The organism is Lysinibacillus sp. RS11 (genome assembly GCF_042019215.1).
GTDB classification, from domain to species: domain Bacteria; phylum Bacillota; class Bacilli; order Bacillales_A; family Planococcaceae; genus Lysinibacillus; species Lysinibacillus xylanilyticus_A.
In genome coordinates this window covers 772297-792890 of the sequence record NZ_CP168124.1, presented here as the reverse complement: position 1 = coordinate 792890, position 20594 = coordinate 772297, and the positions used below count along the sequence as shown (strand labels likewise).

At 38.5% G+C, this 20594-nt stretch carries 11 protein-coding genes and 4 pseudogenes; 2 read left to right on the top strand and 13 right to left on the bottom strand.

Annotated features, from left to right (window positions below; translation table 11 throughout):
• Positions 1-97 precede the first annotated feature (97 nt).
• The 8 genes and pseudogenes from AB9L17_RS03865 to AB9L17_RS03830 all read right to left on the bottom strand — a co-directional run bounded on the left by AB9L17_RS03865 (position 98) and on the right by AB9L17_RS03830 (position 13536).
• On the bottom strand, positions 98-1264 hold the full coding sequence (locus AB9L17_RS03865) for a DUF418 domain-containing protein (RefSeq protein ID WP_068986460.1): 1167 nt from the start codon (positions 1262-1264) through the stop codon (positions 98-100).
• 184 nt (positions 1265-1448) lie between these two features.
• Positions 1449-3809, bottom strand: a pseudogene (addA, locus tag AB9L17_RS03860) (helicase-exonuclease AddAB subunit AddA); the annotation flags it as partial.
• A gap of 112 nt (positions 3810-3921) precedes the next feature.
• Positions 3922-5735, bottom strand: a pseudogene (gene ltrA, locus AB9L17_RS03855) (group II intron reverse transcriptase/maturase).
• Positions 5736-6328: 593 nt separating this feature from the next.
• Positions 6329-6430 (bottom strand): annotated as a pseudogene (locus tag AB9L17_RS03850) (hypothetical protein); the annotation flags it as partial.
• Positions 6431-7324: 894 nt separating this feature from the next.
• A pseudogene (locus AB9L17_RS03845) lies at positions 7325-8587 on the bottom strand (UvrD-helicase domain-containing protein); the annotation flags it as partial.
• A gap of 1 nt (position 8588) precedes the next feature.
• The gene (addB, locus tag AB9L17_RS03840) at positions 8589-12098 is read right to left on the bottom strand and encodes a helicase-exonuclease AddAB subunit AddB (RefSeq protein ID WP_375200118.1); all 3510 of its coding nucleotides are present in this window, start codon (positions 12096-12098) and stop codon (positions 8589-8591) included.
• Positions 12099-12343: 245 nt separating this feature from the next.
• The gene (locus AB9L17_RS03835) at positions 12344-12973 is read right to left on the bottom strand and encodes a TVP38/TMEM64 family protein (protein WP_068986463.1); all 630 of its coding nucleotides are present in this window, start codon (positions 12971-12973) and stop codon (positions 12344-12346) included.
• A gap of 11 nt (positions 12974-12984) precedes the next feature.
• A complete protein-coding gene (locus AB9L17_RS03830) occupies positions 12985-13536 on the bottom strand; it encodes a helix-turn-helix domain-containing protein (protein WP_068986464.1) in 552 nt (183 codons plus the stop codon).
• 123 nt (positions 13537-13659) lie between these two features.
• Here AB9L17_RS03830 and AB9L17_RS03825 point away from each other — a divergent pair, with 123 nt between their 5' ends.
• Positions 13660-14394: an AzlC family ABC transporter permease gene (locus AB9L17_RS03825; protein WP_375200117.1), complete on the top strand. Its 735-nt coding sequence runs from the start codon at positions 13660-13662 to the stop codon at positions 14392-14394.
• Entirely contained in the window at positions 14391-14717 is a 327-nt protein-coding gene (locus AB9L17_RS03820) for an AzlD domain-containing protein (protein ID WP_368637005.1), read from the top strand. Before AB9L17_RS03825 ends, AB9L17_RS03820 begins: the two co-directional genes overlap by 4 nt.
• 51 nt (positions 14718-14768) lie before the next feature.
• Here the strand turns inward: AB9L17_RS03820 and AB9L17_RS03815 are convergent, their stop codons facing one another.
• The 5 genes from AB9L17_RS03815 to AB9L17_RS03795 all read right to left on the bottom strand — a co-directional run bounded on the left by AB9L17_RS03815 (position 14769) and on the right by AB9L17_RS03795 (position 20522).
• Positions 14769-15005: a DUF2198 family protein gene (locus AB9L17_RS03815; RefSeq protein ID WP_068986467.1), complete on the bottom strand. Its 237-nt coding sequence runs from the start codon at positions 15003-15005 to the stop codon at positions 14769-14771.
• The gene (locus AB9L17_RS03810; RefSeq protein ID WP_375200116.1) at positions 15005-16186 is read right to left on the bottom strand and encodes a PDZ domain-containing protein; all 1182 of its coding nucleotides are present in this window, start codon (positions 16184-16186) and stop codon (positions 15005-15007) included. The genes AB9L17_RS03815 and AB9L17_RS03810 overlap by 1 nt, the downstream gene beginning before the upstream one ends.
• Before the next feature lie 161 nt (positions 16187-16347).
• Positions 16348-17793, bottom strand: coding sequence for a S41 family peptidase (locus AB9L17_RS03805; RefSeq protein ID WP_375200115.1), 1446 nt, complete (start codon positions 17791-17793; stop codon positions 16348-16350).
• Between the two features lie 309 nt (positions 17794-18102).
• Positions 18103-18690 carry a peroxiredoxin family protein gene (locus AB9L17_RS03800; RefSeq protein ID WP_375200114.1) on the bottom strand — a complete coding sequence of 196 codons (588 nt, stop codon included), beginning with the start codon at positions 18688-18690 and terminating at the stop codon, positions 18103-18105.
• A 524-nt stretch (positions 18691-19214) separates the two neighbouring features.
• A complete protein-coding gene (locus tag AB9L17_RS03795; RefSeq protein ID WP_223552904.1) occupies positions 19215-20522 on the bottom strand; it encodes a murein hydrolase activator EnvC family protein in 1308 nt (435 codons plus the stop codon).
• Between the last annotated feature and the right edge of the window lie 72 nt (positions 20523-20594).

Below are 20594 nucleotides of genomic sequence, written 5' to 3'. Positions count from 1 at the left end.
ATTAACTATATGTTTCCACCGCATAGAAGATGAAGGCTGATTTCCACCGTAGATTGCTAGATTGCACGAGAATCGTATACCTTATATTGATAAAACATTAACCTACTTTAGCATTCGCCTTGTATGTTAATTTACGCCATAAAGCCTCTAACGGACCTTGTTTCCATTTTGCTAGCCAAATCTCCGCCACAATCATTTGTACAACAATAATACCTACTGCAATTAACACGCCTGTTGCGACGCTCACTTTTCCATACCAACCAAATCCAAATTGATAAAATAAACATGTTCCAATGATCGATTGTAGTATGTACATCGTTAACGACATACGCCCCATTTTTGCAAAAGGACTGAGTAACTTCGGTACAACTGGCAGTAAGCAAAGTAATACAATAACCCCAATATAACCAACTGATAAAATTGGACCACCTATGTATACTTTCAAATAATCTAAGAAATACGTACGAGTAAACATGATAGGTAAGCTCTTGATGAAAATACCAATTGTCAATCCAGCTATTGCTAACGTCAGCCATAGCCATTTTAACTCCTTCGCACGTTCCACTAAACGCCATTTAGAGGCTGCAGCACCAATTAACATATATGGCAAAACTGTAAATAATGCCGCAAACCACATACCTATCCCCGCTTGGACAGATAAATCGGTTAAACGTTGCATAAAAGCATCTAGCCAACTTCCCGTTCCATAAGCAGTGATTGCTTGCTCTACTGAAGTAATATCTAAATACTCATCAACTGCTGTATTAAAGTTAACAAACCCTACAATAAATACCATGAAAACTTGCATAACACTGTTAATCATAATACCGATTGATAATAACCAAATAGGATGTAGTCGTAGTAATAGCAATAAAAAAATGCCACAAAATGCATAAGTCATCAAAATGTCGCCCCACCAAATGAGCACAGCATGTAAAAAACCAAATACAAATAATACAGAAAGTCTTCGCAGTCCTATCGTATAGAAATTTTGTTCACGACTTTGCGCTTTCTTCCATTGCATAGCAAGTCCATAACCAAATAACATGGCAAACAGTGGATAAAAGCTACTTTGTACATAAATATCTAAATTTTGCTGCCACACTATATCTGATGGTGTTGTAAACCATGATGCCAAATCAATATATGGCATTGGCAAATAAAAGGCGAACATATTAACGAGTAAAATACCTAGTAAGCTTATACCACGTAATATATCTAATGTCGCAATGCGTTCCTGCAACATTGTCGGTTTTAACTCCACAAAATAGCCTCCTCTATATAATCAATTTCGCCTTAGCGTAATTGTAGCTGTCGCTTTGCTTCGCTACAGCAAACAATTGCTGAAGGAAGATAACGCTTTAGTGAAAACAGGGTATGGTAAGCTGCAAGATTTCGCAATACTTACCAATAGCAATAAGACACCCCCGTTAACACAGTGCGTTTACTTACCCATGTATAGCCTGTTCAATATCGAATAAATATAGAATTTTATCACTCACTTTGATTTGAAGGATAGCTTCAATTGCCTCACTATAAACTCTAAGTTGAACACCATATCGCCCTAATAGTTCCTTCGAGAGTGCTGGCTCCTCAGCAAAATGTGATTGGATGCGATCTGTCTTATAATCAAGCAAGATCCATTCACCATATTCATCCTCAAATAAACAGTCAATAATTCCTTGTACAATTTGAGCATCGCCATCTTCATCTACTCTACTAATCGTAAAAGGCATTTCTCTACGTATTTGCTTTGCTTTTTTAAAGCGAAGTCCAACGTCTGTTGTAAAGAAATTATATATTTTTTTCCATGGAACAACCGTCCCCTCAGCCTCCGTCAGTAGCTGTCTTGCCACTAAATCGGCGACAAACTCCTTTACCTCCTGTACGTTTGTAAAGCCATTTTGAGGTACATGCTGCATAACTGTGTGGACAGCTGTTCCAATTTCTGCGCCTGTCAGCTGTTTGTCCTGTAAAAAAGTTGGACGTGGCGCAATGGTTGTCGTTTTTTGCTTAGAAGGTATTGAAAAGTAATATTCAGGCTCCTCCTGTCGCTGAAGATTTTCTAAACGCTTAATTTCACTAACTGATGTTTTTGAGCGTTTTTGTGTCGATTGTTGGAATGGATACTGTGCTTGAAAGCGCGTCGTAATTTCTGACAGCAATGCTTCGTCCTCTGGCGTTTCTAGCATTTGCTGTACCTCATCCTCTAACCCCTGTATGTCATATGAATAGTGACTCGTTTCGATAGCACGTACCCACCAATGTGCTACATCTTCAGGTGCCTTATAGGAGGAACTGGAGATTGCTGCAAAATCAGTATGTCTAGCAACCGCTGGCCCAAGCCAATCAAAATAGCTATTAGCTCGTGCACGTAAATACTCCTGAAGCGGAGCATCTACCGGTAAACTTTGTGCATCCAGCCAATTGTCGAGCGTTTTACTCCAATTTTTCACAGACCCAATTAAAATAAGTCGCTCCTTTGCACGTGTCATTGCTACGTATAATACACGCATTTCCTCAGCACGCATTTCGAGCTCCTTTTTCTCCTTCAGTGCTAAAAATGGTAGGGATGTATAGGTAATACGATTTTCTGGATCAATCGCCTTTACTGCAAGACCAAAATCTTGATCGAATAAATATGGATTGTGGAAATCCATTTTATTAAACGGTCTTCCCATCCCTGCAACAAAGACAACAGGGTATTCCAATCCTTTTGAAGAGTGAATCGTCACAAGACGCACAACATCATCTTTTTCTCCAATCGATTTAGCAGTTCCTAAATCATCACCACGCGTACGCATACGATCGATAAAACGTAAAAAGCGGAACAGTCCACGAAAGGCAGTTTTCTCATACATTAAAGCGCGATCATGCAAAATGCGTAAGTTGGCCTGACGCTGCTTACCATTTGGCATAGCTCCAACCATCTCGTAATAATGCGTGTCTAAGTAAATCTTCCAAATTAAATCTGACAATGAACCACGTCGTGCTAAATCTCGCCAGTTTTCAAATGCCAACATAAAACGTTGAAGCTTCGCAAAAGTGTCAGATTGTACACCATGCCCATCACTTCGAATAAATTGCCTTAGTGCATCATAAAACGGCGCTTTTGAATCTGCTAGTCGTATTTTTGCTAGCTCATTTTCAGTTAAGCCAACAAATGGAGCACGTAGCACTGAAGCTAAAGGAATATCTTGATATGGGTTATCGACAACCTTCAGTACATTCAGCATAATCATGACCTCTAACGCATCGAAATAGCCTTTGGAGGACTCTGCATAGAGAGGGATTCCCGCAAGCTTAAATTCCTCCACTAAATCTGTTGACCATGTCATTGAACGCATTAAAATCACAATATCGCTATATTTTAGTGGTCGTTCTGTCTTCGTTTTTGTATCAAATACAGTTGTCCCATCCTCCATCATCTGCCGGATACGCTCAATAATAAAACGTGCCTCATACTGTGATTTTTTTGATTCCTCTAGTTCAGCTGCTTCACTTGCAACATCTTCTGCCTCTTCTTCCTGCTCCTCTGCTTCAGGAGGATGCATGATGACTAGCTCCACCGGAACTTCTCTATCATCATATGGCGCTGCTGGCTTTAATGAAGCATTTTCATCGTATAGAATTTCTCCAACACGCTCTCCCATAATTTGTGCAAAAACGTAGTTCGTAGCGTTCAACACTTCTTTCCGACTACGGAAGTTAGCGTTTAAATCGATACGCATTCCTGTTAAATCTGGGGTCTCTAGAAACTCACTGTACTTTCGCATAAAAAGCTTCGGTTCTGCCAAACGGAAACGATAGTAGAGTAGGAACCCAGCGCCTTGCTACATTTCTGTAGTAGGTTTCCAGTGAACCCCTCCCCGAACCGTACGTACTCCTCTCAAAGTATACGGCTCTCCACTTATAACAAATCTATCGTTGTTTATGAATTTCTTTATGACATTTATCACACACGACTAACGTTTTTCTTTGCTTAGCGAGCATTGTCCATTCCCAATATTTTTTTCCCTTTAAATTCTTCACTTTATTTATGTGATGAATCTCGAATTTTGTATCGGGGTGATTGTCTCCACATAATTCGCATTGTCTTGCACTTAGTCGTTTTTCTAAATCATTTCGCCCTGATATACATAAAGATTAGGTAGTTCATCTATTGTTGCTTTGACGCTTTCTTTCTTCTTTTCAAAACCATCTTTATAGAAATATGCTATTCTTTCGCCTTGTTTTGTTTCGTATTTTACTCCCCAATACTTACCTTGTTTAAACTTAACCTTCATTTTTGCTACTGAGGATTTGTATTTATTCGCGAGTGTTTTTAAACAGCTATATTCCATTACATAACGTAATTGCCACATTTTTTGGTTTACATTTTCCGCTAGAGCATAATAATTATATAAACCACGCAGCTCTGCGTTATACGTTTCGATGATTTCTAGATCAGAAAGTCCAACTAATCTTGTTCGATGCAACATATCCCATTGTTTCGCATCAATGTCTTTGACCATTTTATTTTTTACGATTACTTTTTCAATTGTTCCTTTAGGTATTCGTAATTGTACATATCCCCTATATTTACGTTTAATAACACCGTTTTTATCTTTTCCCGTACTTAAATCATGGCTAATTGATATATCGTAGCTTAAAAAATTCGCAAACTTTGTACTATGCGTAATGAGCGTCTTATCTTCTGACAATTCAAGTTGTAAATAATTTTGTAAGAAGTCTTTCATTGCTTGCTTAAGCATTTCACAATCTTCTTTACTACCGTTGACGCCAACAATAAAATCATCTGCATAACGTACATATTTTAATGCTTTATATGTGTCCGTGTTCGACTCATAGTACGGTAAATTAAGCATTATTTTCTTATTCTCCTTATATTCTTCAATCATTTCTTTTCGCAAGACTTCATCTTCTGTTGCATTAATCTTTTTATGCAAACGTTGGTTACGCATATCATATTTTCGATAGTCAGTATTACGTTTACGTTTTTTTGGTTCACCTAAATCAAAAGAAGGTTTTAATTCTTTTTCAATATAATCATCAAATTCATTTAAATAAATATTCGCTAGTAGCGGACTAATAATACCGCCCTGTGGAGTTCCACTATACGTCTTTTGGAATCGCCAATTTTCAACGAATCCTGCTTTTAAGAACTTCCACATTAAACGAATGAATTTTTCATCTTTGATACGTTTTCTTAAAATAGTAATTAAAACTTGATGATTGATGTTATCGAAAAATTCTTTTATATCGCCTTCAATGAACCAGTTTACCCCAGTAAAGGTTTTCTTCATTTCGACTAATGCTGTATGACAACTTCTTTTTGGTCTGAAACCATGCGAATGGTTTGAAAATTTAGGCTCATAAATTGCTTCTAATATCATACGACAAACTTCTTGTACGATACGGTCTGTAAACGTTGGGATACCAAGTGGTCGTGTGTCACCATTTTTCTTTGGGGTATGAATACGACGAACTGGCTTCGGTTGATAGCTTTCATTTTTCAACGTATCAATGATTGCTTGAATTTTTTCTTCCCCGAATCCATCCGCTGTTTCTTCATCAATACCTTTTGTTGCACTACCTTTATTTTTGTATATCTTCGTATAGGCTTTTATATAAAAATCTTCATTGTATAAATGTCTGTATAGACGGTCAAATGTATATCCGTCTTTCATTGCTTGTTTCGATAGATTGTATAAGACAATTTCTGAACTTTGCATAGAGCATTTCGCTCCTTTCCTCATTGTTTATACGTTATAAGCTACTCCCCTTCGCCATGTAATAGGCTTTCCCTATCTCCGACTACTACGAGAGCTCCGTTACCTTATTAGATATTCAGTACCTTTGTACATAGCCTAGTGGCGTTCCAACTTAGGTAATCCCCATTTAGTATATTGTATACAGGCTTGATTCATTGTCGGAAGGAACGTTCATCCTTTTCTTCAATCTTGAAGAGTGTCTATTCTTTCATCAATCAGAAACTAGGATTGTGCATCAATTTAGTACACTTTCCTATGTTCAGTCGCAAGCATCTAATACGCTGAACAGAATAGAATCTAGGTTTCAAACGGTTTCCTAGATGGTTAAGCATGACCCCACTCGGACTATTCTTCAAGCAGTTTAGCCTTCTTCCTTATATGGATCTTTTATATCTTGCCATTCAGTCGTAGCCTTTCCGTTTAAGCTAACTTATGACTTTAACCGACATGCTACACTCCCTCTTTGGTTTCCCGCCAAGATAAGTCAGTTGATATATAAACCGTTTCTATAATTTATTCACCGCCAAATGGTGAAATATACAATACCCTTATGGGCGCACGATACTTTGCTTTACGTCCCCAACCATAAAAAGGTTTCCCTCTTGCTCACTACCTGTTTTCACAAGCTGTAATATCGTTTCTTGTAGCATATTTGATATGGATAGGTAAGCCTTTGAAATCATCTCCAGCTTTTCCCCCCATTCACACCGTACGTGAGGGTTTCCCGTCATACGGCGTTCCATCAATTAACTGCTCTTCATCCTATTATTTCATTTCCGCAAAGCCTGTCTCTTTAATGCTTTATTGGCGTTAACCGTTTCAGTCAATGTCCTCACCTCTATCAATCAAGAGATTGTTCAGTGATTCCATTTCTCTTAGTCCTACTCGAACCTGAAAATCATGAAATATAGTATGAGTGTTCAATTAACTAACTAATGGCTATCCCTCCACTGCTTGTTATCACAGCTTCACAGGTACTATGCCATCACTTTCACTGACTTAAAATAAGGTTATAACATACAAGTTTTTCCCCTATACCTTTTCACCGAGTACAATCTCTCCAAGTAGTCAGCTTACCACGTTCCAAGAAATCATATCTGTACATATAATACCTTTAGGTCATTCCTCTAACCCTGTTAGCTTGATAGTGCCTGTAACACTATAAGGTGTTTCATAAAGACAAATTTTACTCCACCTCACTAACCCAACAATAAGTTGGTGTACCCTTTCGAATACCTATACCTCTAGAGCCGTACATTCGGAATTTCGTCAGTAGGAAGTTTTATTCCCTACATTCTAACCATGAGTATTTTTATAGAACCCCAGCCTATCTACCACACAAAGTGCCTCCACTCCGCTTTCCTGTTATTAGGGTGGTATTCAACTGACTTCACCGAGCTTATAACACCATCATGATTGCACATGACAATGCTATTCGGAGGATTAGGTCGAGCCTTTCAGAGCGTTACTTCATCATTCGACTCATCCGATTTCTTAGTTCTCCTAGCAAATATGCTAGTGGCTAATCTTTTCAATTAGCAACGTGTCGCACTATCTTGATATTCATCCACAAGCACTTCTTTAAAACGTTGTTTCAAATCTAATGCAACAGGTGAAGGTTGTAATTCACCTTCGACCTCTTCAGTTAAAATTTGCAATGCGAAATGCTCTAAATCCGAGAAATCAATAATTCCTCGTTCTAATTTGGCCATGCGGAACTGTTCGCTAAAAACATTTGTCAATTCGACTAATGTTCCAATCGTCGGACTCATTAATCGAATTTCTTCAAGCAAGCGCGCAGGAGTCCTAACAAAAAAGGTCTCTTTAAGCTTATTCACAATTTTCTTAGCTGCCTCTCGCTTTTTCTTGGCAAGCTCCTGTAGCTCCACATCTACTAATGCATCCTTTGATACACGCTTTAAAGTTGACCATTTCACAGTAGCAAAATAATCAAAGAGTTCCTGCCACGTTCCTTCACGACTAATACGAATTCCTTCCTGAATCATGGCAAAATCCATCTCTGCGGTTTCAGCATATGGTGCAGGTCCCGCAGGCTGTAGCGTAATTGTACGCATTTCAGAAATTAAAACGAATGCCTCTTCAAGACTATGCTTGACTGTTAATTTCACATATTTCGACAGCTCTAAATCATCAATTGTCACGTCTGCCGCTATGTCATATGTCTTTGGTAAACTACGAAGCCATTTTTGAGGCTCTGCATGAACACGAGACGTATCATAAAGCTTGCTTATTAAAGTTTCTATAGCCTGATCATCACGATCCGATGTAAAGCTATCAACTAGCCTATAGATTGCTTGAACCTCTGCCTCATCCTCAGAATCGTAAGCATTTTCTAGCACATCTGCTAATATATCATCTCTTAACAAAGCAACCTCTGCCTCATTCGCAATACGAAAGCCTGGGTCAATATCTAGCATATAGGCGTATTGTTTAACAATGGCTAAACAGAAGGAATGCAGTGTTGAAATTTGTGCTTTATTGACAAGGCTTAGCTGGCGTCGCAAATGATTGGAAGTTGGATTTTCTGCAATAGCTTTTTCAAGTGCCTCAGCCATACGATGACGCATTTCAGCAGCAGATGCATTTGTAAAGGTTACAACAAGTAACTCATCCACATTAATGGGATTTTCTGTGGCAACTACCTTCTCAATCATGCGATTAATAAGAACTGCCGTTTTACCAGAGCCTGCCGCAGCCGATACAAGTGTATCCTGACCGCTTGCATAAATTGCCTTCCACTGGTCATCTGTCCATGTGACTTCCGCTGGCTTTTTAGGTATTTTTTGTACCAACTTACTTCATCTCCTTCCGAATTTTCTCAACGATATCATTCGGTTTTGCTTGCTGTAACTGACGATAGTTTTGTTTACCATCAGATGGGTCAAATTGACAAACAGCTGTAAATTGACAGTAGTCACATGCTGTTTTTGCTTTTAGTTTATAAGGACTTATGGAGGTATCCCCCGCTAAAATTCCATTGCCTGCTTCTTGATGCTTGCGCCGTACAAAATGTTGTAGATTTTTCATATCATTAACAGGTACAATGCGTGACTGAGATTCTGACGGTGTCCCATCTTTTTTCATATAGACAGGAATGATTTTCGAATGCCCACTCGATTCCTCTAACTGCTCGTCCATCGATAAAATGGCCTCCGCATTTTCTGACAAAAGACCTTTCATTTTGTATTGTTTTAAACGGTCTTCCTCAATTTCGCTGTCGCTTAAATCCTTATCAAGCTTTAGCATCGGATTGTGGACATGTACATAAAGAACCCCAGCTGGCTCCGCTTCACCTGGTAACCAGTAAGAAGCATTTTCCATCGCTACATCTAAATACGTTAGCACCTGAAGAGACAATCCGTGGTAGACCTCATTCAAATCTAAATCACGAGCGGATGATTTATAATCGACGATCCGTAAATATGAGCGATCGTCAATAGCTGCACTATCCACCCTATCAATACGACCTCGCATAAACATTTTCTTACCGCCTGTTAAATCAATTTCAAGTGGTGGTAGCTGTTCATGTTGCCCTGGTCCAAAAGATGCCTCAATAGCAATTGGCTTAAAGTGAGACACATTCGCATGCTGTGTAAGTGCCGTCATTGTTCGCTCGACAATACGAATAAGTTTTCGCTGAATATAGCGATAACGTGCGCTTGACAGTAAAATTTGATGTGAAAATACCGGGACAATTTGCTCAACGGCTTGTCTTGCTAATTGTTTAATTTGCTGCTTTGTTAAACGTATCCATGATAGCTGCTGACGGTGTGTCTCTTCAGTAATCCATTTCAATGCCTCATGGAATAAATCGCCCATTGCAAATGTTTCTAGTCTATACTCTTCTCGCTCTTCTAGACGAAGCCCATACGTTGTAAAATGCGAAAATGGACACCGGAAATATTTCTCAATACGAGACACACTAGATGTTAACTTTTGACCATATAATTCCTGTGTAATGTAGTTTTCCAATGGCTCAGCTTCATTTTTATGTGTAATTGGATGTATAACTCGTTCAAAAATGAGTGCCCAATAAGGATCCTGCGTATAAAATTTTTGCAGGGCAAGCCACTCTGGCGCAAGCTCACGACTGTGCTCAGCTTGGCGTTTTTGAACCATTAAATGTGCTAAAGCTGTACGTGGATGACGTAAATACGGTAAAGGACTTTCTTCAAGTAATTCAATTGGATCAATCACAACTCGCTCAACCTTGACACCACTCAAAAGCCCAGTCGTTCTATCATTACCGATAATTTTCTTTATATAGAGTGAGGACAATAGCGCCTTGCCCTCTTCATCAGCTGTTGGATAGGACATATATAATTTATCAGATGGTGTCGTTAAAGCACGGTATAGCAGGAAATTTTCTTGCAGTAAACGATTTTTAGATGTTGGCGCAAGCTCATAGCCAATTTGACTAAACCATTCACGTTCTGTATCTGACAGCAATCCCTCATACTCCATACGAGTTGGATAAACTCCATCATTCATCCCTAAGACGAAAGCGATTTTTATATTCGATAAACGAGCTAAATCAACTGTCGCTACCATGACCTCATCTAATGTAGGAGGGATACGAGAAAATTCTAATGTATCAAAGCCCTCATCTAAAATTTTCGCCGCTTCTTCTACAGACAGTTCCTGTTCCCCAAACATGTATACAAACTGATCGAGCACGGCAATCCATTCTTTCCATGCTTGGTCATGCTCGCTTGCAGCTAATGCATCCCCTCGATCAAGCTCACGTTCTTTCATTGCTTGAAGCTTTTCATAAACTTGTAAACTCTCAATCAGCTCAAACAATGCTGTCGCTACATCTCTACCTGTTGTCGCTGTTTCTAGCTTGTCCTGTAACAATTTTAGTGGCATACGAATTTCATCACGAATGGCCTCGATTTCTGCCTGCATCGCACGTTCTTCATCCGTTTGCACGCGTGAATGGAATTCAAGACCACGATACTTTTTGAAAAACCACCTGGCCTCCTCAAACCAGCGCTCACCATAGACGCCCTGTGCTAAACAGTAGTTTTCTAAACGATCCACACGCTCTCGCCAAACACTTAGCTCAGCATGTAACGGGAAAAACAAATCTGTTTTCACGCTACGAAAAACCGGTTCATATTTCCAGTTAGAAGTGATAACCTCTAAAGCAGATCGACTTAGCTCAATTAAAGGATGATGTAGCATCGTCTTTTTAGAGTTGGTAAAAATAGGGATTTGATATTGTTGAAAAATAGTTGTGATCAATGGGTCATAAACATCTGCTTGTCTATAAAGTAGAACTATATCCTGATAACGATAGCCATCTTCCTTTGTCAGCTTTGTTATTTCCCGGGCAATGGCATGTATCTCTGCACGACGATTGGATGCCTCTAGTACCTTTACATCACCTGTAGTTTCTTTCGTTTGAGGCACCAGATGTGCAAACTCACCTTCCAAATGTTGTAAATCCTTAGATTGAAAACGATATGCATGATAGAAATGTATCGGTGCATCGATTTCAATGCCCTCCTCATAGGCGATATCGTGTAAACGTTGGTTCGTAGATGCAGCTTCATGGAATAAAGACTGTTCATCATAAACTTCTTCGATATGGTCAAAGGGAAGAACGACGGTTACTTGTTTCGTCACTTTTAATAACTCTTTTACAAGCTCTAATTCTCTTACAGTGAATGCTGTAAAACCATCTATATAAACTGTCGCTCTCTTCATCGTTTCAGAGTATTTCAGTTGCTCTGTTAAAATTGGATAATAGCCCTCGCTATCCACATAAGTTGTGCCAAGTCTCTCTTCCAAAGCGTGTAAAACGACTTGTAAATCATTCGTTTTAGCTTGCAATGTATTAGGCGCATCAACGGCCATTAAAGATGCTGTCACTTCAGCTAACACTGAACTATTTACGCTATATCGACTAAATTCTCGTAATAGCGTCTCAATTTCCTCCGTAAAGCCTCGTTTCCCGGCGGCTTGGCGAAATAACGAAAATTCACTTTTTTGTTCCTCTAAAAGTTTGCGGATCAGCATTCGATAGCCATAGCCATTTACTTCTTTTCGAGCAATCCCGCCCGTTTCCTGTAACACCAGCCATGCCAATCGTTTAAATGTCATGACTTGCGCACGGATTAAGCCTTGCAAGCCATGTTTATTCGTTAGCTCATACTCCGTTGAGTAAGACATTTGGTCAGGAACAATTATAAAAATTGGATGACCTAACGGATCTGATTTTAGTTGCTCGACTATCTCATGATGAATAAATGTTGATTTACCTGTTCCTGAACGTCCAGAAACAATACGCAATGTCATATACTCTTCCCCTCCTGTTAATATTCTATTTAATAAAATATGCTAATCGTATATACCCAACGCTTTACTACCCAACCTGTGCGTTTGTTGATATACCCAAGCACTTTACGATTCTACCTGAGCAGTTATTGCATGGGCCTGATCACTTTGCCGTTCTCCCTGGGCATTGCCTACCCTTATTGAAAGATAAAAGCCCCTGTTCTCATTCTACATGATACAAGGGGCTAGATGTGTATATTCAACTTTCATCGTTGATGATTTTTCGTCAATTTTCGCGCTTGTTTTAAATCTCGCTCCACACGTGCATTTAATCGTTTCTCTAAAAGCTTGCCAATCCACCAAAGCATAACAATCGCCACAGCTGCAATAATTAGTTTTTTAGGGCTTGTTAGTAACGCTCTTAAATCATAACCAAGCACGCTCATTCCTAAAATCATCACGAACTTCCCTGCCAATAACACAATTAAATAAAACTTTTTGTAAATATGAGATAGCCCCGCTACAACGTTTACAATGACTGAGGGTGTAAACGGAAAACACAGTAACACAAATAGTGGACTAATCCCATTCATATCTACCCATTTTATTAGCTTTTCTACTCTTTTACTACCTGTTACAAATCGAAGCTTTGGATGCTTGCCAAAATGTCGGACAAGCAAAAATACTGCATATGAACCCGCTACAGATCCTAGCCATGACAATAAAAAACCAAACCATAAACCATATGCACTTGCATTAACAACAACGAACACGACCAAAGGTAAAAACGGTAAAAATGCCTCTATAAAAGGTAATAAAAAACCAATGATTGGGCCAAGTGCTTGATATTGTTCCGTTATATGCTCAATATTTTCTACAGTAAACCATTCACTCAAAATTGACACCTCTATTTATACTGCAAAATTAAATGTAAAATCGTTAGCGCTTCAGTAGTATTTTTATACTCATGGGGCTGATGCCCTGAGAATACTAGTGTATCCCCTTCTTCTAGTTTTTCATGCATATCACCAGCAGAAATAGTGGCTTGTCCTTGGATAACGGTCACAGTTTCTTCCACTCCTTCTGTGTGGGCTTCGCTCCTGCTAAAGGCACCGGGCTCCATTTCAATCTTATAAAGCTCCCAGCCACGTTCTGGATTATAAGGAATAATGGAATATACACGATATCGCCCTTCGTCTTCATCTACATGTGGCGCATCCTTACTACTATATTTCATGAAATGTGCTGTCGGTGGCTGCAATAAGCTAGAAAATGACGTGCGCATACCTGCAGCAATTTTCCAAATCGTCGATACGGTAGGGTTTGCCTCCCCCTTTTCAATTTGTGCTAGTTGCGCTTTACTTACCCCTGTAGCTTTGGCAACATCGTCTAAGCTTAAATGACGTTGCTGACGAATCTTTTTTAGTTGAAATGCTAAATTTCGGCTCATTTGTTCCATTTTATTCACCAATCTCTATTGTTTATTTTATAAGACATATGTATACTTTAATAAACATCAAGAAATATCAAACTATTCCATCATTAGTATACATGGAAATTTTTCAGAAAGGATGATCTATCTATGACAAGTACGACAGAGCTGCGGAATGAAGCAGCAGCTCACACACCCAATGACAACTTTTTACAAGGCATAAAAGATTGTGTTCCCACCTTACTTGGCTATATTAGTATAGGACTTGCTTTCGGTGTTGTAGGTTCCGCTTCTGGCTTATCGGTACTTGAAATTGCACTTTTAACTATACTCGTCTATGCAGGCTCCGCGCAATTTATCTTTTGTGCACTCGTTTTAACCAATAGTCCGGCTTCTGCTATTATTGTAACCATTTTTGTCGTAAATCTACGTCATTTATTAATGAGTTTAACATTAGCTCCTCATTTTACACACTATTCCATGCTCAGAAATATTGGTTTCGGTACATTATTAACAGATGAAACATTTGGTGTAGCTGTTACGAAGCAAATGCAGACTGGTAAGCTATATGGCAAATGGATGGATGGACTGAATATCACGGCTTACTCATGTTGGATTCTTTCTTGTGTAGCTGGTGCATATTTAGGGCAATGGGTCGCAAACCCTGAAAAATGGGGCTTAGATTTTGCATTGATTGCTATGTTTGTGGCACTTCTTGTACTTCAACTTAGCAGTGTAGGTAAAAGTAAAATAATGCATTATCTTATGTTAATCGGCTATATGATTGTTACTATGTATGGCCTTTCTTATATCGTACCTTCGCATGTAGCTGTTCTACTTGCAACAGTTATTGTAGCCACAATAGGGGTGGTGACAGATAAATGACGACAACCGCTTCTATGGTCTGGCTGATCATTGGCTGTGCACTTGTAACTTGGCTACCACGTATTATTCCTTTTATTTTCGTACGAAGTGTAAAACTACCAGATGTTGTAATGAAATGGTTAAGCTTTATCCCTGTCTGCATTTTAAGTGCGCTTGTTATTGAAAATTTACTGGATACGGAAAGTGGAAAAATTGTGACACTCGATTGGCCTGTATTTATTACATTTGTGCCAACGCTTATTATTGCACTCGTTACAAAAAGCTTATCTATTACAGTTGTAGCCGGTGTTATCATTATGGCAGCCGTACGATTTTTCATGTAAAAAGGTCAGTCCGGAAAGTGAGAAAACTTCACTTTGGACTGACCTTTTAATTTAAAGAGTATCTTTATTTTCTTTCATTTTACTCGCTAACCAAAAGCCTACTGTTAAAGAAAATGCATCAATCACATATAAAGTAGGCGTGGAAGTGTAACCTGCATATACAGATGCCGCAATTAGAGCAATCGCTAATATTAGTGCAACATAACGATTAAACGTAATTCTCGTAAACAATAACACGAGTAATGCTGGTAAAAATAACGCTAACATCATTTTCCCGAAAACATCCATTAGAAGTCCCTCGGCTCGGCTAGTAATAATCCTATACGATAATGATCATTACTATATATAACATGCTGTGTTAAACGAATTTCATTATTACAGTCTAATACTTCTAAACGACAATGTGCCGCATTTAATTGCAAAGCTTCATATAATTCATTTTCAGTAAAAATGGAACGACCATTTACTTTACGAATACATTCCCCCGCAAGTAAGCCCATCTTTTCAGCTGGAGAATCAGGAAGAACAGCCGCAATAATAGCTCCTTTCGAGCTCGGTGCAACTGCATAAATATCCTTTTTTTCTTGCATTGCATAGAAGATTGAAATAACAATACGAAGTACTGCACCTACTGCCAACGTAATAAAACCGATGAACGGCTCAAAAGCTGCTATCAGTCCACCTATTAAAATAAGCTGTCCTAGTAGTAACACGGATCGCCCCATTTTAGGAAATTTAACAACCGGCATTTCTTTTCTAGTAAGCTTTGAAAATCCTATAACGATTGGAAATAATACGAGTGCAAAGCTACTATCTCCTAATGTAAATTGTGGCCAATACGGCAAGTCTGCCGGAATAATATCTCCAGGTATTACAAAGAAAATTGGCAGTACCCATACATTTCTTGAACGATAGACAATTGCCTGCATACCCCGCTTCGTTTTTTCAACTCGTGGTGTCGTTACCTTTATTGCTGTACGACGAATTAACATGCCCTCAGCAATCACACTTAGACCTGCTAAAATCGTAATAGTTACAATAGCGCCATCTAATAAATTGGTACCTTCTAAAGAGATTTTCCACCAAGAAAATGTCCAATTGTATTGATCCATCAACCATATTACTAGTGTTGCGAGCCCCATCGTATAGATAGGCGAAAGTGCATTAATGCAGAACAATAATAGTGCTAACACAGAAATGACTATTAAAATCATTAAGAAAGCTTTAGGCACTGTTAAACCTAAACCAACACTTATTAGTGAAATGAGGAGGGCATTTAGCCAACCATATTTCCATTGCCCAATTAGCTCTGTCCAACCCCAAATAATACGTCTATTAAAAAATTTACGCTCCTGCTTTACACGACTATAACCTAATAATATCGCAAATAAAATCGCAATGTACACTAATGGGTTGAGTAAAAAGCGGCCAATCGCTGTTACAATTTCTATTAATATATCACTAACCATACGAACACCCGCCATTCTGTCTTGAATACTATGAATTTATTGTATCAAACGACTACACTCTTGCGTAGTACAAACTAGTAGAAAGCTTTCTATTCTTATGATTTATCTTCATTGAGCGGATGTTACAACATATCAATTATGCCATTGTAAGTCTATATTATTTATTGTTCAATATTGTGCAATAAAAAGCTTGTCGCCATTTGGAACTGTAAATCATTTTGACGATCCTCTTTATATTTTTTCAATGTTTCATTTAAGCTGTTAAAGAAGGTACTATCCATATAAATATTATCTTCTACTTGTTTCAATTCCTTATCTTTACGATAAAGCTTAACAGCCTCTTCCGTCGTGTCATCAAAATAACCATCTAAACGAGCAATTTTATATCCTAACTTTTTTAAAGCATTTTGCGTATAAGAGATATCCTCACTCATATCGCCCACTTTAAACTTCCCTGATAATGGATGCATTTGGAAAGCAACTAATTCATTTTGTTCAATGACTAAATTAGCCTCAATACCTTGCCCGTGAATCCATTCGCGTTTCGGTGTCAGCCATTTATTTGTGGACAGTTTAAGCTCTCCACCATTTGACAGTGACCAAGATTCCTGCACTGTTCCCTTCCCAAAGCTCTTAACACCAACAAGGGAGGCACGTCCCCAACCTTTTAAAGCACCACTAAGCACTTCACTAGCCGATGCACTGCCTTGATTTTGCAACACAACAATGGGTATTTTATTCATTGTCTGCAAATATTTTTCATCAAAGCTTTTTGATTCCGTTTTTAATGGTTCCATAGCACCTTCAGCATTTTGCATATACGCAAACACTTTACCATTCTCCAATACCGTGCTCAATAGTGCTGCGACGCTATGTAAATAACCGCCTGGATTATCTCGCACATCGATCACTAACCCTTTGATATCTTTTCGGAGTAATTTACTCGTTTCGGCAACCCACTCATTAGCTGTTTTCTCACCAAAAAGCGAAATTGCTACATAGCCTATCGAGGTATCTTCTACATTCACTACTTCGCTTGTTACTGTTTTATTGGAAATTGCTGCTCGTTCCATCGTCATTTTAATATGCTTATCTTCACTTGGACGATAAACAACAATCGTCACTTTTGTTCCCTTTTCTCCTTGAATTAAATGCATCAATTCACTCATCGATTTACCATCTACTCGAACACCATCAACTTGTACAATTTCATCGAGAGAGCGCATTCCTGCTTTATCTGCCGGGGACGAACGGACAGGAGACACAATAATAAATTTTCCGTTATTTTCCGTTAACTCAATCCCAATGCCCACTCTTTCTTCGGCTAACATTTGTCGGTGTTGTTCTGCCTCTTCCTTCGAATAATAAGTACTGTAAGGGTCCTTAATAGCATCTGCCATACCGCGAAGTGCTCCTTCTACTAACACATCTTTTTTCGTACTGTATACAGATTTTTTCTCAATTAAATTCAACGCTTCATTAATCGATTCGGCCTCTGTGACGACCGGCTCCTCTTTATCCCCTAAATTAAACCAATCAAAATAAATTCCACTACCTAGCAATAAACTACTAGCAAGTACGCCGACACCCGCCATTATTTTGCGCAAACCTTCCCTCCTCCGTCTCTTTTACTGTATGACTTTTATTTTTCAAACATACAAGATTCAGCTTCAAAATAATTTGTTGAATACTATGCTTTTGGTTTAGCAAGTATTCTATGAGTGCTTCGCGGATATTTACCTTACTTTCGCGGATATTCCGGCGTCTATCGCGGATATTTATCTTACTTGCGCGGATATTCCCCCTGAGCGCAGGTGTTTATTCTTGAATCAAGGATATTTTATATAAAATTTTCACATAAAAAAATCTGCTTCGTTTCTTTAACAAAAACGAGCAGACTCTTTACATTTATCTTGTTAATCTAATTCATCAACATAACTTTTTAGCATATCCATATCCATCGGCCCTGAAATGGCACGTTGAATGTATCCCTTTGAATCAATAAAATAAGTGGTAGGAATTGTCATGACATTATATTGTGGAGAAACTTCTCTTTTTTGGTCAAGAAGGATAGGAAATGTTAGTTCGAAGCTATCTCTAAATGTCATAACGGTATCAATTTTTCCGTCAGCTGAAAATTCACGCTCTTCCGATGTTAAATTGACAGCTATGATTTCCACATTATCTTCTTTAGCATGTTGTTCATAATACTTTTGCATATGTGGCATTTCAGCCTTACATGGTGGACACCATGTCGCCCAGAAATTTAACACGACTTTCTTTCCGCGAAGGTCGCTCAATGTTACCTCGTCACCATCCAAGCTTGTTAACGTAAAATCTGGTGGTGTATCTCCATTTTTTAAGCCAATCTTTTGTTCATCCATTTCTTTCCCATGAGAGGCTGTTTCAATTTCACGATCTTTATCAATCTGCTGTTTAACATATGTACCAATCATCGCAACTACCAATAACACGACGATAAGCAGCCCAATATTTCTTTTCATTTCTTACCTCCCAGTAATCAAGTACTTTGTGAGAATTTTTTTGAGCAGTCGTATATTGTTATACCCAGTATAAGTAATACGACGCTCACCCATACAGCCGGTTGCCATAAACCATGCGGCTGAAAGGAGGCTACAATTTTACTTCTAATTATCTTTTACAATTATCTACCAAAACAACGCTGAGTTCAAGATACTACTATATAAATGTCTTCCTCAAACGTTCCGCCGACTGAGCCCTTCCTCAAGGTTATTTTACCCCTCGCTTTTTTGTTTCTATCTATCACTTTGATAATTCCATCCTTCACTTTGCTGCTTCCATCCGTCACTTTGATAGTTCAATCCGTCGTTCTGCTGCTTCTATCCATCGCTTTGATAATTCTTTCCGTCGTTCTGCTGCCTCCATCCTTCACTTTGCTGCTTCCATCACTTCGATGATTCTTTCCCTCATTTTATGTTCTATTCATCACTACTAATAAGAAAAAAGCTATACATTAGATTCATCTAATGTATAGCTTTTACTATTTTTACAACGGAATATATTTTAAAGGATTAACACTACCGACTGATTGTCCTTGCCAAGGGCCGTTGTGCACTTCAAAGTGTAAGTGTGGTCCTGTTGAACGTCCAGTACTACCCATTGTTGCAATTTGCTGACCTTGGGATACCTCTGCACCAACACTAACATTGATGGAATTTAAGTGTGCATACACTGTTGCATAAATTTGACCATCAATTGAATGTGTGATAATGACAGCATTACCATATGAACTAAGTGGTGCAGCATAAGATACAACACCGTCAGCAGCTGCCCAAATTGGCGTACCTGTACTATTTGCAAGATCGACTCCATAATGGAATTCTGGACCTGCACCAATATTACGCCAGCCATATGGCGATGTTAGACGACCATTTGTCGGGTTGATCCACGTACCATTTGATTGCGGAGCATGGACGACATTTAAAGATCCACCACCATTATTTTTAGCTGCATTTGCTGCGGCAGCGGCTGCTGCTGCCTTACGTTTTTCTTCCTGTTGACGGGCAATTTCTGCTAATCGTTTTTGCTCATCAATAATCTTTTGTTGTAATTCTTCACTAATTTCAAGTGCCTCAGAGTATTCTTTTTCAAGTAAAACTTTCTCTGACTTTAGTTTTTCTTGTTCTTTTTCTAATTGATCAACTAATTTGTTTTTCTCAGCTTTCTGTCCATCCAATGATGCTTTTAAACGATCAAGCTCAGCTTTTTTATCTTCAAGCTTTTTGCGTTTGCTTTCTAAGACTTGCTTTTGTTCCTCTAATTTTTGCTTGTCCTCTTTTTGCTCATGGATAATTTGACGGTCCGCTTCCATTAATGAATTAACAGCAGAGAATCGATCGATAAAATCTACAAAGCTACTAGAACTAAGTAGTACGTCTAAATAGCTAACGGTACCACTTGCCTGAATGGCACGAGCACGATCCTCTAACAATACATCACGCTCTTCAATTTTGCGCAGAAGCTCTGCTATAGAATCTTCTAAAGCTTTTATTTCTTCATTTGCAGAATGAATTTCCGCCATTACATTTTTAATATTATTATTAGTTTTTTCAATTTCAGCGTTTAATGATTGAATTTGATCTAATATTTGTTGTTGCTTTTCTTCATTTGCAGTAATAGCATTTGATTTATTATTGATGGATGAATTTAAGCCATCTTTCTTTGATTCAATTTGATTTTTTTGATCTTTTAAATCCGATAAATTAGTTGCATATGCTGATGGAGTTTGGATAAAAAGAAATAGTGCAGATGCTGCTGCAAGTGTTTTTATTGAGTTTTTCGCCATACTTTTCACCGATTGAACTCCCTTTCGACTATTATTTTGCTTGATCACCTATTGGGTTGATTTTCGTTACGGACGGCACTT

What these genes read in the sequence shown, in the direction of transcription:
- AB9L17_RS03820 (WP_368637005.1), top strand. Translation starts at nt 14,391, where the DNA reads ATGACGACAACCGCTTCTATGGTCTGGCTGATCATTGGCTGTGCACTT.
- AB9L17_RS03810 (WP_375200116.1), bottom strand. Translation starts at nt 16,186, where the DNA reads ATGGTTAGTGATATATTAATAGAAATTGTAACAGCGATTGGCCGCTTT.
- AB9L17_RS03800 (WP_375200114.1), bottom strand. Translation starts at nt 18,690, where the DNA reads ATGAAAAGAAATATTGGGCTGCTTATCGTCGTGTTATTGGTAGTTGCG.
- AB9L17_RS03830 (WP_068986464.1), bottom strand. Translation starts at nt 13,536, where the DNA reads ATGGAACAAATGAGCCGAAATTTAGCATTTCAACTAAAAAAGATTCGT.
- AB9L17_RS03825 (WP_375200117.1), top strand. Translation starts at nt 13,660, where the DNA reads ATGACAAGTACGACAGAGCTGCGGAATGAAGCAGCAGCTCACACACCC.
- addB (WP_375200118.1), bottom strand. Translation starts at nt 12,098, where the DNA reads ATGACATTGCGTATTGTTTCTGGACGTTCAGGAACAGGTAAATCAACA.
- AB9L17_RS03815 (WP_068986467.1), bottom strand. Translation starts at nt 15,005, where the DNA reads ATGGATGTTTTCGGGAAAATGATGTTAGCGTTATTTTTACCAGCATTA.